Below are 13801 nucleotides of genomic sequence, written 5' to 3' on the forward strand. Positions count from 1 at the left end.
GATTATGATCGTTCAGGAAGCCGAACTCGACCCCAAGTATCAAGCCCTTTGGAAAAAAGCGCTCATCTCCGCCGAGCGGAAGAACTGGGAGTATGTCATCGACCAGGTGCTGCCCATCGTGACGGCCAATGTTGGCTTTATCGACGGCCGCAAGCTGCTGCGCAGTGCGGAAAGTGAAGCCACCGGTGGCAGTGGTGGCAAGAAGTTCAGCTTTGGCCTGGGTGGCTTTAAGCCCAATTCCAAAAAGGAGCCTGCGGAGCAGATTGCCGACATGGAAGAGAACATCTTCCGCAAGGATCCCTTCAACCTCAACGCAAACGAGCAACTGTACGACATCGCGATGAAGATGCACTTCCCGCAGCTCGCGGCCTTTGCGCTGGAAACCATTCGTGCGGGTCATCCCGAGAACACGAAGCACATGCACAAACTGGCGCAGCATTACATGGCGCACGAAGAGCCGGAAAAGGCCAGCGAGGTGTACCGGCTCATCGTCAAGGTCGATCCGCGTGACATGGACGCCATGAAGGGTGAAAAAGACGCCGCCGCCCGCACCTCCATCCTGCGCCAGGGCTGGGGCGTCGGGGGTGACTTCCGCAGTGCAATGAAAGATTCCGGCGAGGCCGCGAAACTTGAAATGCTCAACCGCCAGGGCATGACCCAGGAGCAGATGGAGCAGTTCCTTGCTGAAACCATCGAGCAATACAACGCCGACCAGACGGACATCGCCATCGTCAAGCGCATGTCCGACCTCTACGAGAAGCTCGGCCATATGGACGACGCGCTGATGTTCTACGATTACGCCCTCACGCTAAATCCAGGCGATGTCGCCCTCCAGCGCAAGGTCGAGATCCTTCGCGACAAGGTGCTGGACCATAAAATCGAGGAGTACGAACGCGAGATCGAGGCCAATCCTGGTGCCCCGGACATCGACGACAAACGTGCGCAGGTGACTGAAATCCGCCGCCAGCGCTCCAGCGTCGTCATTGGCGAGGCCAAAAGCCGCGTGGACCGCAATCCGACCGACAAAACGCTGCGTTATGAGCTGGGCCAGGCCTATTTCAACGCCGGCATGTACACCGAGGCAATTCCCGAACTGCAGCAGGCCAAGTCAAACCCGAACATGCGCATCAAGGCGATCCTCATGCTGGGTCGCTGCTTCGAGCGCAAGAACATGAACGACCTTGCCAAGACCTCGCTGATGGAGGCTTCCAAGGAGCTGGTCATCATGGACGCCATCAAAAAAGAAGTGCTCTACGAGCTGGCGCACGTGCTGGAGAAAATGGGCGACAAGACTGCAAGCCTGGAAGCGCTCAAAGAGATCTACAATGCGGATTATGGCTACAAGGATGTGGCGAAACGCGTGGAGTCCTCCTACTCTTAAGGCACACCTCCGAAAGGACGCTGATCACCTCATTCCGCTGTGCGGGATGAGGTGATTTCATTTCAGGGCAAATGGTACTGGAAAGCATGATCTCGTCCTCCATCATGCGCGCTGATGCCTGCTGAACTCCTTGCTGTTTCCCTGCCCGAACTTTGGGCCTCTTTTGTCCACGCCATGCCCGTCATCATGGGCCTGATTTTGATCGAAGGCCTGCTGTCAGTAGACAATGCGCTGGCCATCGCCGCAATGGCATCCCATCTGGATGAGAAACGCCGCAGCAAAGCGATGAACATCGGCTACATCGGCGCGTATGGTTTCCGGATTGTGGCGCTGCTGTTTGCCTCTTGGATCATCCACAACCACTGGGTGATGCTCATCGGTGCACTGTACCTTGTGTGGCTGATGTGCGCGCACTTCGCCGGGCAAAAGGACATCGGAGAAGACGAGGGCGAGGCGGTAAACGTGCACCATCGAACCTTCGCCGGAACGATCACCATGATCTCGCTCATGGATCTGAGCCTGAGCGTGGACAATGTGGTGGCGGCTATCGCCCTGAGCCCAAAGGAACTGTGGCCGGTCTATGTGGGTGTGACCATCGGCATCATCGCGCTGCGGCTGGTAGCGGGCGTGGCGATCAAAATGATCGCCAAATATCCGGTGCTGGAGCACACAGCGTTCATCCTGATCGGCTATGTCGGACTGCTACTGCTTTCAGAACTGCACTTTCATGCCTTTTTTGAAACACTCGGCCCCCTGAAAGTGAAAATAATGAAGTTCGCGGGCATCATCCTCATCACGGTGCTGACCATCGCATGGTCGCGGGTGGAAGTGCTGCAGAAGGTGCTCAATCCCATCCTTCGCGTGCTACTGCTGCCGATGAATGTGGTCGCCGCCTTGATTGGGGCGGTCATCGTCGCCATCACCTGGCCGTTCAGATGGATTTGGATGACGGTGAGGAAATAATCCGCGCCTTACATTCTCCTTACAACCTGCTCACAAGCTGCTGACTCATTCATTCCGGCCTGTGACAGGATAGCGGCAGATCAACGTAACGTGACTGAGGTCACTGAACGATAGATCAAACATTTCTCCAAATGGTGGTTGTCCTTCTGGCTGTTGGAAACACCCGTGAATCGCCGGGGCGGAACTCAAAAGTCCGCCCCGGCTTCTTTTATGGATTTTATAAATTTTGGATGACCAAATAGATGGCGGGGCTAAATTATGCGCTACGCGCATGCTTCAACGTCGCTCCACGATCCTGTTCATCATTCTGGTGATCCTGCCACTGGCCCTGCTGGCCTGGCTGGGAACATACCTCATCCGCGATGCGGAAAAACGCACGGACGCCTCGATGCAAGCCATTCTGGCTGAGCGTCTCAGCTCTGCAGATCACCACCTCCTGCATGACATGCGGCAGCTTACTGACCGCCTCGATACGTGGGGGGCGCAAAGCATCGGCTCAGCCCGCCTGATGTCCCAACGTCTGGCCACCCATCCGTGGGTCGCCCAAACTTGGTCTGTGGCAGGTGACACCTCCCCCGTCGAGTCATTTGAAGGCAGGGCCACCTATCGCCCAAATCAAAGCTTCAACGCCGGGGACCGAATCAAAGCCATTCTCGAATCGACCCAGAACCCCGACAGCATGCCGCAATTCGTCTCCGCGCTAGAGGATGGCGGCCCGCCATTTCAACGCATTCATGTTTCGGGACCGCTGACACCGGCCCAGCAACGCTCCTCTCAATGGATGACCTACCTGAAAATGTACGGCTATCACATTGATGACAGGCCCGTGCTGTCCGAAACACCTTTCACTTGGAGTGGCTGGCATGTGGGTGACTCCATGTTCATCTACTGGCATCGTTTTGCCGATGGCAGCCTCAGTTGCGCCATGATGAATCCGCGCTTGCTGATGAATTCCTTGTTCCAACGCCTGCCTCAACCCGGACTGGCCGTTCCTCCCGGCCGAATGATGCTCACCACAGTCAAAGGCATACCATTGCACCAATGGGGCAAGAAACTGCCTGGTTCCGAAGATACTCCCGCGGCGCACCGCGCCTGCTCTGAGCCTCTTTCGCAATGGGAGATGGCCTACACGCCGGCGAACGAGGAATTTCCCAAACCCTACCTCTTCCCGATCCTTCTCGGCGTCAGTTCAGGCATCGTGCTCGTCTTTGTCGTCGGCTGGCTCTATTTCCACGAAAGCGCACGTGAAATCCGCGTCGCCCAGCAGCGAGTGACCTTCGTCAATCAAATCTCCCATGAACTGAAAACGCCCCTCACCAACATCCGCCTCTACGCCGAAATGGCCTCCCATCGGGCCGAATCTCAGGGCGATACCATTGCCAAGCGCCAGCTCAGCGTCGTGGAGGCCGAAACCTCGCGACTCGATCGCCTCATCCAAAACGTCCTCAACTACGCCCGCCAGCAGCGTGACAAGCTCACCGTACAGCCCAAGCCGCTCGCGCTGGATCAAATTGTCTCGCGCATTGTCGAATTCTGGAAGCCGTTGCTCGAAAACAAAGGCTTCGAAATCGTCTCCACGCTCAACGGCCCGGACACGATCAATGCCGATCCCGACGCCATCGAGCAGATCCTCGGCAATCTCATTTCCAACGTGGACAAATACGCCAACGCCGGAAAGTGGATCAGCATCCGCACCGAGCATGACGCACGCAGCGCACGCATCATCGTCGAGGACCACGGCCCTGGCATCCCCGCCGGCAAGCGCCGCACGGTTTTCGAGCCCTTTGAGCGCCTCCGCTCCGACCTTGCCGAAGGTGTCAGCGGCACAGGCATTGGATTGACCATCTCGCGCGAACTGGCACAATTGCACGGCGGCACGCTCGCCGTCTGCCCCAATTATCGCGACGGCGCGCGCTTCATCCTCACCCTCCCCAACCACTCATGACTAAAATACTCATCGCCGAAGACGACGACCACACGCGCGATGCCCTGCGCGAGGTCCTCACCATGGAAGGCTACGAAGTCATCCCCGCCAGCGACGGCCTGCAGGCCGTGGACTTTTTCCGCGCTGAAAGTCCCGACTTCGTCTGCCTCGACGTCATGATGCCCGGCCTCAATGGCTACGAGGTCTGCAAGCAGATCCGCCGTCAGGATGAAAAAGTCCCCATCCTCTTCCTCACCGCCAAGGCCGAGGAAATCGACACCGTCCTCGGCCTCGAACTCGGTGCCGACGACTACATGACCAAGCCCTTCGGCGTGAAGGAAATCATCGCCCGCATCCGCGCCATCCTGCGCCGCACCGCCTCACGCGGCGGTGGCAAGACCGACGACGATTTCACCATGGACGACCTCCGCATCGTCCCCACCGAACTGCGTGCGTATCGCGACAAGACCGAACTCGCGCTCAGCCCGCGTGACGTCAAAGTCCTGCGCCTTCTCTTCGAGCGGCGTGGCAAGGTCATCGACCGCAACACCCTCGCCGACGAAGTCTGGGGCGTTGATTACTTCCCCGAAAGCCGCGCTCTCGACCAGCACATCTCGCAGCTTCGGAAGCGCATCGAAAAAGACCCCGCCCAGCCACGCATCATCCGCACCGTACACGGCGCAGGCTATCGCTTTGAATGACGCATGATCGAATCAGCGTAAAATGACGCTTCCATTCGTCATTCTTCCCTCATTCGTCATTCATTCTCATGCTCACCTTCGACGCTCACCTCGACCTCAGCCTCAACGCCCTCGGCGGATTCAACCGCGACCTCCGCCTCCCCGCCCATGAAATCCGTCGTCGTGAGGCCGGCATGACCGGCAAAGGCCGCGCCACAGGCACCACCGCCTTCCCCGACATGCGTCGTGGCAAAGTCGGCCTCTGCGTCGCCACCCAGCTCGCCGGTTGCATGCCCGGCCCCTCGCCCATCGCCGGCTGGATGTCACCAGAACAGGCTTGGGCTGAAACACAGGGTCAGCTCTCTTGGTATCGCGCCATGGAAGAAGACGGCCAGATGCGCCAGATCACCAACTTGCGCGAACTCGATGAGATGATCACGCTTTGGAACGATGCGAGCATTCCCGACGACACCAAAGCCATCGGCTACATCCTCAGTCTCGAAGGCGCCGACTCCATCCGCACCGTCGGCCATCTCGAAAAGGCGTGGGCACAGGGTCTGCGTGCCATGGGTCCCGCGCACTACGGCGTCTGCCGTTACGCCCTCGGCCACGATCAGGTCGGCCCGCTGCGTCCTGGTGGCAAAGAACTCATACAGGAAATGGACCGCCTCGGCATGATCCTCGATGTCACTCACTTGAGCGACGAATGCTTCTGGCAGGCGCTCGACATCCATCACGGCACCGTCTGGGCCAGCCACAGCAACTGCCGCGCCCTCGTCCCCGATCCGCGCCAGTTCTCCGATGATCAAATCAAGGCTCTCATCGAACGCGGAGCCGTCATCGGCGCCGCCCTCGATGCCTGGATGATGGTCCCCGGCTGGACGCGTGGCAAAACCACCCCGCAGGAAGTCGGCCTCAAACTCGAAGTCATCTGCGACCACATCGACCACATCTGCCAGCTCGCCGGCAATGCCAATCACAGCGGCATCGGCACCGACCTCGACGGCGGCTACGGCACCGAGCAAACCCCTGAAGATCTCGACACCATCGCCGACCTCGCCCGCATCCCCGCCATGCTCGAAAAGCGTGGCTACAAGCCCGAGGACATCGCCAACATCATGCACGGCAACTTCCTCCGCCTCATCCGCGAGGCCTGGGCTGAATAAACGTCACGGCTCACCAATGGTTGGATTCGCGACCACAGCCGCCGTGGTTTTGACCGCACGCGTTAGCACCTCACGCGGCTGTTTGCCGCTGGGCACCGGTTCGTAGGCCATGCCTTTGTAGCGCAGCGGTTTGTAGCCAAGCGCGAGCAGCGCATCGAGCGGCGCTTGTTTGAGGCCGGGCTTCCAGTAATCCGGCGCGCCGCCGGTTTCATAGTAGTAAATCCATGAGTGATCAGGCGTGGCCCAGCCGCCGCATAAGATCACATGCCGCCGTGGAATGTTCAGCACATCGCCGGGGCGCAGATCGCTCGCGCTGGGCAGTTCCGTGCAGACGGCCGGCAGTTGAGTGGTGTCATGCACACTCGGCAGCTTCAAACATCGTGACACAAAGCCCGAACAGTCCACGCCTGCGGCCCGCTCACTCACGGCGGCATTGTCGGCACGGCGCTTCTCTGGTGATGACACATCGCCACCGGCGCTGCCATTGGAAATGGCGAGATCAAATGCCGCCGGATCATCAAAACCGCCCCACTTGTAGGGGACGCCATGATTCGCCTCACCTGGAATCCACCAGCCCCGGCGTTCGTGCTCTGGTTCGTGGCTGGCATCAGGCGTGTTGACCAAAATGCCCGCCTTGTCCTTCCCATGCAGGATGTTTCTCGCAAACGGTCGCCAGGAATGATTCGTGTAGCTTTGCGCAATCGCCATCGCTTCGTCCGGTGTGACTTGAGAAGGCGCGAAAGGATCGCCTGGGATGAGCGGCGTCGCGTCGGTGGCGCTTTTCTGTTTTGAACTCGAAACGCAACCCGTCGCGAACAGCAGGATAACAAAGGAGGCGCATTTCATCAGCGCATGATGAAAGGTCTGGCGAAGTGGGTCAAACGAATGCAGGCCGGCTCTCAATTCGGCATTCCCCAATCGGTTGACCGATTCCTCCGACCTTGCAGACTGTGCCTCATGTCCTCCCGCCTCCTCTGGTGCTTCATGCTGGTCGTGTTCTCCCTGCGAACCGATGCTGCGCCAAAATCATCCGCGCGTACGGCCCTCGTCATCGGCAACGCCAAGTACGAGGCCACCGTCGGCCCGCTGCGCAACACAGACAACGATGCCAAGGCCGTGGCGAAAACACTGCGTGGCCTTGGTTTCTCTGTGATCGAGAAGCATAACGTCACGCGCGATCAATTGCTGCGCGCCGTGATGGAGTTCCGCGCCACATTGACCGATGCGGAAGTCGGCCTGTTTTACTATGCGGGTCACGGCATCGCCGTCGCAGGCTCCAACTACCTGCTGCCGATCAAATCTGGCTACACCCCCGCAGGTGCCGATGACGTGACGCTGCGCATGCTCGCAGAGACCAAGCTCTTCAACGTCGAACAGGCCGTGGCCGACATGAACGCCTCCGGCGCACGCTGCAACCTCGTCATCCTCGACGCCTGCCGTACCACCGCCGTCGCCCGCACTGGTCGCACCCGCGATGTCACCAACCCCGGCGGCCTGACCGAGATGAAACCACCCGCAGGCTCACTCATCGCCTTCGCCACCGATGCAGGGCAGACCGCACTTGATGGTGACGGCACGAATGGCCTCTACACCGAAGAACTGCTCAAACACCTGCGCACGCCGGGTTTGACCATCGAGCAGGTCTTCAAACGCACTCGTGCCGGAGTGCTGGAGCGTTCAGAAGGCGGGCAGATCCCCGCCGAATACTCACGTCTTGTCGGCGATGACATCTTCCTCGCTGGACCGGCTTCATCATCGCCACCGATGGCGGCTCCAACACCGCTGACACTCGACGACATCGCCAAACTTGCCGCCTCAGGAAAAACGAAAGACTGCATCGAAGCCTTGAAGCAATACGCACAATCTCATGACGCCGGCGATTACGCCGTTCAGCCGCTCGAAACACTGCTGGAGCAGGTGAAAGAAAACCTCAAAGACACCACCACGGCCTCTCCCAAGGTCGAAACCGCCGCCGCCACCTGCGAACTCGTGCTCGAAGCCCTGCGCGACTGCCTGCCGCCCGATCATGCGAAAAAGGCCACGCTCACCGCCAAGGCCCTCAACCGTCATGGCGACGCCCTGCTGCTTCTGGGTCGCGCGGATGATGCCCTCGACGCCTATAACGCCGCATTGCCCCTCACACCCGACGATTCCTACATCCTCTACAACCGCGCCCGCGCTCATCTCGCCCTCGGCAACATCACGGAAGCCAAAGAGGACTTCACCGCCGCTTCGAGTGCGAAATTCAATCAGCCCAAGGCTCGTAAGATGGCCGAGGAAGCACTTACAAAGCTCAAATAACCACGGTCATGCCCAAATCCTGGTCCGATAAATTCGCACATCCGCCCAAGCCGGACGTCAGCCGACTTGGGAAACCGTATGCGGGTCACGCCGAAGGCGAAAAGATGCTCATCCCGACGCCTGCCGTTGTCGCGGCGTATGTGGAGAAGATTCCAAAGGGTGAATCGCGCACGGCGCCGCAGATGCGTGAGGATCTCGCTGCGGCGCATCGGGCGGACTTCACCTGCCCTCTCACGGCGGGCATCTTCCTGCGCATCGCGGCCGAACTGGCCTGGGAGCAGCATCAAAACGGCAAGGCGCTCTCCAAGATCACACCCTTCTGGCGTGTGGTGGATGTAAAATCACCGATGGCAAAGAAGCTGGCCTGCGGCGTGGATTTCATCGCGAAGCAGCGGAGGCTGGAAGGCCTCTCTTGAACCCATTGGTGGTTCTGCGCTCACAGCACCTCTCGCTTCGTCAGATCGCGTGACTTCAAGACCTCGTACTTGGTCAGTTCGCGCCACTGGCCTTTCACGAGGTTTCCCAGCACGAGCATGCCGATCTTCACCCGCATGAGGCGCAGGACTTCGATGCCGAAGGCTTCGAGGAGACGACGGATGTGGCGGTTGCGGCCTTCGTCGAGGGTGAATTCGAGCCAGGTGTTCTTTTCGCCGGTGCGGAGGATTTTCACCTCCTTGGCGGAGAGATGCTCGCCTTCATCCTCGATGCCGTGTTTGAGCTGGGCGAGGCGTTGTTCATCCACACTGCCGCTGATCTGGACATGGTAGGTCTTGTCGAGGTGCGAGTCAGGATTCGTGATGGCGTCGGCCCAGACGTTGTCATTGGTGAACAGCAGCATGCCCTCGCTGGCCTTGTCAAGACGACCGACGGGCGAGAGATGCGGCAGTTTGGAATTCTCGAAACAGGAGAAGACGGTCTCGCGACCGAGTTCGTCCGAGGCGCTGGTGACGAGGCCGCGCGGCTTGTTCAGCATGACGTAGATGCGCGGAGCCTGATTGATGCTGACGTCGTCCATGATGATGACATCCTTTTTGAGCACCACGGGGAACTCGGGGTTCTTCCGCACCACGAGGTTCACCTTCACCTTGCCCATGCGGATCAGCTCCGTCGCCCGGCTGCGCGAGCAGAAGCCGAGCTTGGACATGGCGCGGGCGAGTCCGGTGCGAGGGGCGGGGGGCGAAGACATAACGCAGATTTAGCGCAATAGATGACATTGTGCTGAAGGAATCTCGCGGTGAATGGTAGGCTGGCCATGCGAGTTGGTAAAACAAACCCGAATGCCCGCGCTTTCAGAACCTTCATTTTGTGATGTCCCGCCGTTCCCTCCCGCTGCTTTCCTTCTTGCTCGTCTTCATGACGATGCCTGTGGCGTTTGGCGCGACGATTGACGCCATCACCTTCAATGCCGAGCCCGGAAAGCTGTTCCTGCCTGTGGAGGAGGCTGTGGAGGAACTGAAGTGGCCTCTGCTGCGAGATGACATGGGCAAAGTCTTTCAACTGAACGAAATGACCCTGCGCGCCGGCTCGCTGCGAAGCCTGACCGACGGCACGGAATTGGTGAGCACGGAGCAACTGGCCCAGGCAGGAGCGTCGGTCTCACCTCTGACCGAGGATGGCCGGGTGCGGGTCGGTGGCTTTTTTCGTGGCTTCACGTTGGTGGTGTCACCGCAGCGCGTCGAAGTCAGTCTGGCGAAACAGCAACTGCAAGGCTGGCAGGGAAATCGTCTGGTGCTGCAAACACGCGTCAGTTCCGGACGCAATGGCCGCACACCGTCGGGCGAGTTCCACGCCGGGCCTTACCGAGCCCAGATGCACCGATCCAGTCTATACGATTGGGCGCCGATGCCCTGGAGCGTGCAGATCAACCGCCATGTCTTCATTCACGGCTTCAGCAGCGTGCCCAACTACCCCGCCTCCCACGGCTGCATCCGCGTGCCGCTGACGGAAGGCAATCCGGCCAAGTTTTTCTACGAGTGGGTACTCACTGGCACGCCCGTGAGCGTGAAGCGGGACTGATCTTCACGCCCTCGGCTTCAAATCACGCTCGATGTCCTCACGATCGACGCGATTGCGCGCCTTGATCTTGTGATCGCGTTTGTTGCGTCGCTCCACGGTCATCTGGCGTTTTTTTCGCTGTTTGCGCAGTTTGGCGATCTCGTCTTCGAGCTTCAAATAGCCCTCGTAGCGCTCTGCATCGAGCTTTCCGGCCTCCACGGCGGTGCGGATGGCGCAACCGGCATCGGTGCCGTGTTTGCAGTCGTGGAATTTGCACTGCCGGGCGAGTTCCTCGATGTCTGCGAAACGTTCGCGCAGCGTGGTCTCGTTGGTCCACATCTGGACTTCTTTGATGCCAGGATTGTCGATGAGGATGCCGCCCTTCGGCAGGACGAGCAGCTCACGCGCGGTGGTGGTGTGGCGGCCTTTGCCGGTGACTTCGTTCACCTCATCGACCCACTGCCAGTCATCGCCGAGCAGCAGATTGATCATCGCCGATTTGCCGACGCCGCTGGAGCCGATGAAGGCCACGCTTTGGCCGCGCTTGAGATAATCCTTCAACACCTTGAGGCCCTTGCGCTTCTTCACGCTGGTCACATGCACGTCCGCATCGGCGTTGAGCGCACGAATTGCCTCTGCGGCCTCCTGACTCTGCGCTTCGGGATAAAGATCGCTCTTGTTGATCAACACCACCGCCTTCGCACCGCTGCGGCCAATGACCGTGAAGTAGCGCTCCATGCGCCGCAGACTGTAATCAGGCCCGGCATCGGTGACGACGACGACCGCGTTCACATTCGCGGCGATCACCTGTTCCTCGGCGCTCTCACCTGCGGCTTTGCGGGAAAAGCAGGTCTGCCGAGGCAAACGGGCACGGATGATGTTGTCGCCGTTCTCACCGCCGACTTCCAACGCCACCCAATCGCCCACGGCGGGCAGTTCGGCGTCCGTTTCGGCATCGTGATAAACCTTGCCGCTCAGGATGACCTCGAACTCGTCGAAACCGTTCGCGCCATCGTCCAAGAGGGCACCATAGCTGATCTTGTTGTCACGGATGAGCCGCGCCGGTTTCCAGCCCTGCTCGCGAAACGGCTCAAAGTGCTTCGCGAAGAAATCATTCCAGCCGAGGTCAATGAGGTTCATCGGCGCCACTGATACATCCAGCGTTCAGAGATCACCTTCGCTCCATCTTTCAGCTCCATCATGATCTCCAGCAGATTGCTTTTCTCCGGCACATCGAGTTTGAAGAAGGCACGCCAGCCGCCGGTCTCGTTGTTGCGCATCACACGCTTGTCCAGCACCTTCCCCTCGCCACCGCTGAGCACCACGTCGATGTCAGGCGTCCATTTGTCATCGTGCGGATTAACCGTCAGTCTCTGCGGCGCAAAGTCGATGACATAAAGATGATCGTCCGAGTCCATCACAAAGCCGCGCCGTGAACTGGTGACCTTGTACAAGCCACCCGGCTCATGCTGGTCGAGCCAGTTGAGCTTATACTCGACCTTCAACGGTTCCGCAGGCGTGGCGGGCAGTTGATCAGGCTTCCACATCGCCACGATGTTGTCCCAAGTCTCTTCGCCGGTGGAAAGCTCGACCAGCGTCACGGCTCCTTTGCCAAACCCGCTCATCGGCTCCACCCACACTGCGGGACGACGATGATAGTTGGCTTCGAGATCCTGGAAGTTGTTGAAGTCGCGGTCACGCTCCGCGAGGCCGAAGCCTTGGAGCTTGTCCGTCTCGAAAATGCTCAGGCGCAGGTCTCGGCTGACATCCAGCGGCCGCCAGATCGTTGGGCCATCTGCGATCTCGACCTGCAAACCGTCCGAATCATGCACCTCGGGGCGAAAATCATAAGGTTTGGGATTCGAGTTTTCGCCGAACCAGAACATGCTCGAGAACGGCGCGATGCCGAGCATCTTCACCGGCTTGCGCAGATGCAGTGTGGCCTTGATCTTCATCTCAGTGGTCACGCCCGGTGCGGTTTCAAACTGGTATGCGCCCGTGATGCTCGGGCCATTGAGCAGCGCGAGCAGTTTGAACGATTTGTCGCCCGTCTTCGGCTGCTGAAACCAGAAATGGGTGAAATCGGGAAACTCCTCCGGCTCTCCGCCGATGGTGTTCACCGCCACCGCACGCGCTGAGATGCCGTAGCCGAGTTTTGTCGTCACCGCGCGGAAATAACTCGCGCCCATGAACACCATGAACTCGAACGGCCGGCCGATGAGAGAGTCGGGCGCGAGCACCTTGAAGCCCGCATAGCCGACCGGGTTCCTAGCATTGGCTGGCAGCTCAAGGTCATGGTAGTTAAAATGGGTGCGATCAAAGGGCACATTCACGGTGGAGGCCGTCTGCATGTTGTAAAAGATGACGGGCTTCTTGAACATCCATCCAGGATGGAAGAACTCCACGCGACAAGTTTCCCCGAGGTCTCCAAACAGGGCTTTTTTTCCATCGAAAATGATCTTCCGATGCCCGTCGTATTTCAGGCTGTCAAAAAACGGGTCGAGCTGCTGCGTTGGTGCCTGGTAGGGCTGAAGCGCGAGCTGCGCGGCCACTTTCTCCAGATTCGCAAAGTCTTTGACCGATTCCAAGGCCACTTGGGCGAGGCACGGACTGGCAAACAACGTGAGAAGAGAAAGCGGGAGGGGAAACTTCATGCAGGAGGAGGCTAGAATGCAGCACAGGACATGCCAGTCAACCAGCGCGGCAGGAAGCTCTTGCCAGCAGATGGGCGAATGCAGCATCATCAAGGCATGAGTTCAAACCCGCCCGCGAAGCTGTTGCCGGTCTTCCTTTTCAATGGTGCCTACATTGCCCTGGCGGTCGCCATGTCCATCTCACGAGGCAACCGCGAGTTCATCTTCTACATCGTTGTGATGCTCGTGCTCGTCGCCGTGATGAGCCTCGTCCACCGCCGGGTGAAGCTCACCACCGGCCTGTTGTGGGCCTTTTCCGCCTGGGGACTGGCCCACATGGCCGGCGGCCTCTGCCCGCTGCCCGCAGGCTGGCCCTACAATGGCGATCACGCGGTGCTCTACAGTTGGTGGATCATTCCCGAGCGGCTGAAATACGACCAGATCGTCCACGCCTACGGCTTCGGCATCACCACCTGGCTGTGCTGGCACATTCTGCGCAACGCCCTGCGTCAGCCCGACGGCGGCCCCGTACACCCGACTTTTGGCATGCTCACGCTGTGCGCCGCCGCAGGCATGGGTTTCGGTGCTTTGAACGAGGTCATTGAATTCATCGCCGTCCTCACCATTCCAAACACCAACGTCGGCGGCTACGAAAACACCGGCTGGGATCTCGTCGCGAATCTCGTCGGCACCATCCTCGCAGCGCTGGCCATTCGTTTTACCGCGAAATCTGCCGTGTGAATCGGACGGCTGGCAAA

At 59.4% G+C, this 13801-nt stretch carries 13 protein-coding genes; 9 read left to right on the forward strand and 4 right to left on the reverse strand.

The genetic code is table 11. From position 1 onward, the window contains the following. Positions 1-4 precede the first annotated feature (4 nt). The 5 genes from U1A53_RS04030 to U1A53_RS04050 all read left to right on the forward strand — a co-directional run bounded on the left by U1A53_RS04030 (position 5) and on the right by U1A53_RS04050 (position 6114). The gene (locus tag U1A53_RS04030; protein ID WP_322279147.1) at positions 5-1381 is read left to right on the forward strand and encodes a hypothetical protein; all 1377 of its coding nucleotides are present in this window, start codon (positions 5-7) and stop codon (positions 1379-1381) included. A 114-nt stretch (positions 1382-1495) separates the two neighbouring features. Continuing rightward, positions 1496-2344: a hypothetical protein gene (locus U1A53_RS04035; protein ID WP_322279149.1), complete on the forward strand. Its 849-nt coding sequence runs from the start codon at positions 1496-1498 to the stop codon at positions 2342-2344. A gap of 271 nt (positions 2345-2615) precedes the next feature. Beyond that, positions 2616-4289, forward strand: a complete 1674-nt coding sequence (locus U1A53_RS04040; RefSeq protein WP_322279150.1) for a HAMP domain-containing sensor histidine kinase — start codon at positions 2616-2618, stop codon at positions 4287-4289. After that, entirely contained in the window at positions 4286-4969 is a 684-nt protein-coding gene (locus U1A53_RS04045; RefSeq protein ID WP_322279151.1) for a response regulator transcription factor, read from the forward strand. Before U1A53_RS04040 ends, U1A53_RS04045 begins: the two co-directional genes overlap by 4 nt. 68 nt (positions 4970-5037) lie before the next feature. Further along, positions 5038-6114, forward strand: a complete 1077-nt coding sequence (locus tag U1A53_RS04050) for a membrane dipeptidase (RefSeq protein WP_322279152.1) — start codon at positions 5038-5040, stop codon at positions 6112-6114. A gap of 3 nt (positions 6115-6117) precedes the next feature. Here the strand turns inward: U1A53_RS04050 and U1A53_RS04055 are convergent, their stop codons facing one another. After that, positions 6118-6960 carry a hypothetical protein gene (locus U1A53_RS04055; protein WP_322279153.1) on the reverse strand — a complete coding sequence of 281 codons (843 nt, stop codon included), beginning with the start codon at positions 6958-6960 and terminating at the stop codon, positions 6118-6120. Positions 6961-7071: 111 nt separating this feature from the next. On the opposite strand from U1A53_RS04055, the gene U1A53_RS04060 reads away from it, so the two are divergent. Next, complete coding sequence (locus tag U1A53_RS04060) at positions 7072-8415, forward strand: caspase family protein (protein ID WP_322279154.1); 1344 nt, start codon at positions 7072-7074, stop codon at positions 8413-8415. Positions 8416-8423: 8 nt separating this feature from the next. Further along, a complete protein-coding gene (locus tag U1A53_RS04065) occupies positions 8424-8831 on the forward strand; it encodes a hypothetical protein (RefSeq protein ID WP_322279155.1) in 408 nt (135 codons plus the stop codon). 20 nt (positions 8832-8851) lie between these two features. Here U1A53_RS04065 and U1A53_RS04070 read toward each other — a convergent pair whose 3' ends face one another. Beyond that, entirely contained in the window at positions 8852-9601 is a 750-nt protein-coding gene (locus U1A53_RS04070) for a pseudouridine synthase (protein ID WP_322279156.1), read from the reverse strand. Between the two features lie 122 nt (positions 9602-9723). Here U1A53_RS04070 and U1A53_RS04075 point away from each other — a divergent pair, with 122 nt between their 5' ends. After that, positions 9724-10431, forward strand: coding sequence for a L,D-transpeptidase (locus U1A53_RS04075; RefSeq protein WP_322279157.1), 708 nt, complete (start codon positions 9724-9726; stop codon positions 10429-10431). A gap of 3 nt (positions 10432-10434) precedes the next feature. Here the strand turns inward: U1A53_RS04075 and rsgA are convergent, their stop codons facing one another. Continuing rightward, positions 10435-11550 carry a ribosome small subunit-dependent GTPase A gene (gene rsgA / locus U1A53_RS04080; protein WP_322279158.1) on the reverse strand — a complete coding sequence of 372 codons (1116 nt, stop codon included), beginning with the start codon at positions 11548-11550 and terminating at the stop codon, positions 10435-10437. After that, complete coding sequence (locus tag U1A53_RS04085; RefSeq protein ID WP_322279159.1) at positions 11547-13064, reverse strand: glucan biosynthesis protein; 1518 nt, start codon at positions 13062-13064, stop codon at positions 11547-11549. Before U1A53_RS04085 ends, rsgA begins: the two co-directional genes overlap by 4 nt. A gap of 96 nt (positions 13065-13160) precedes the next feature. Between U1A53_RS04085 and U1A53_RS04090 the strand changes: the two genes are divergently transcribed. Then, entirely contained in the window at positions 13161-13784 is a 624-nt protein-coding gene (locus U1A53_RS04090) for a DUF2238 domain-containing protein (RefSeq protein ID WP_322279160.1), read from the forward strand. Positions 13785-13801: the final 17 nt, after the last annotated feature.

Origin of the sequence: Prosthecobacter sp., from assembly GCF_034366625.1 — a bacterium.
GTDB lineage: Bacteria > Verrucomicrobiota > Verrucomicrobiia > Verrucomicrobiales > Verrucomicrobiaceae > Prosthecobacter.

Bases quoted from the DNA above. Each gene is read 5' to 3' on its own strand.
- U1A53_RS04030 (WP_322279147.1), top strand. From the start codon at position 5: ATGATCGTTCAGGAAGCCGAACTCGACCCCAAGTATCAAGCCCTTTGG.
- U1A53_RS04035 (WP_322279149.1), top strand. From the start codon at position 1,496: ATGCCTGCTGAACTCCTTGCTGTTTCCCTGCCCGAACTTTGGGCCTCT.
- U1A53_RS04040 (WP_322279150.1), top strand. From the start codon at position 2,616: ATGCTTCAACGTCGCTCCACGATCCTGTTCATCATTCTGGTGATCCTG.
- U1A53_RS04045 (WP_322279151.1), top strand. From the start codon at position 4,286: ATGACTAAAATACTCATCGCCGAAGACGACGACCACACGCGCGATGCC.
- U1A53_RS04050 (WP_322279152.1), top strand. From the start codon at position 5,038: ATGCTCACCTTCGACGCTCACCTCGACCTCAGCCTCAACGCCCTCGGC.
- U1A53_RS04055 (WP_322279153.1), bottom strand. From the start codon at position 6,960: ATGAAATGCGCCTCCTTTGTTATCCTGCTGTTCGCGACGGGTTGCGTT.
- U1A53_RS04060 (WP_322279154.1), top strand. From the start codon at position 7,072: ATGTCCTCCCGCCTCCTCTGGTGCTTCATGCTGGTCGTGTTCTCCCTG.
- U1A53_RS04065 (WP_322279155.1), top strand. From the start codon at position 8,424: ATGCCCAAATCCTGGTCCGATAAATTCGCACATCCGCCCAAGCCGGAC.
- U1A53_RS04070 (WP_322279156.1), bottom strand. From the start codon at position 9,601: ATGTCTTCGCCCCCCGCCCCTCGCACCGGACTCGCCCGCGCCATGTCC.
- U1A53_RS04075 (WP_322279157.1), top strand. From the start codon at position 9,724: ATGTCCCGCCGTTCCCTCCCGCTGCTTTCCTTCTTGCTCGTCTTCATG.
- rsgA (WP_322279158.1), bottom strand. From the start codon at position 11,550: ATGAACCTCATTGACCTCGGCTGGAATGATTTCTTCGCGAAGCACTTT.
- U1A53_RS04085 (WP_322279159.1), bottom strand. From the start codon at position 13,064: ATGAAGTTTCCCCTCCCGCTTTCTCTTCTCACGTTGTTTGCCAGTCCG.
- U1A53_RS04090 (WP_322279160.1), top strand. From the start codon at position 13,161: ATGAGTTCAAACCCGCCCGCGAAGCTGTTGCCGGTCTTCCTTTTCAAT.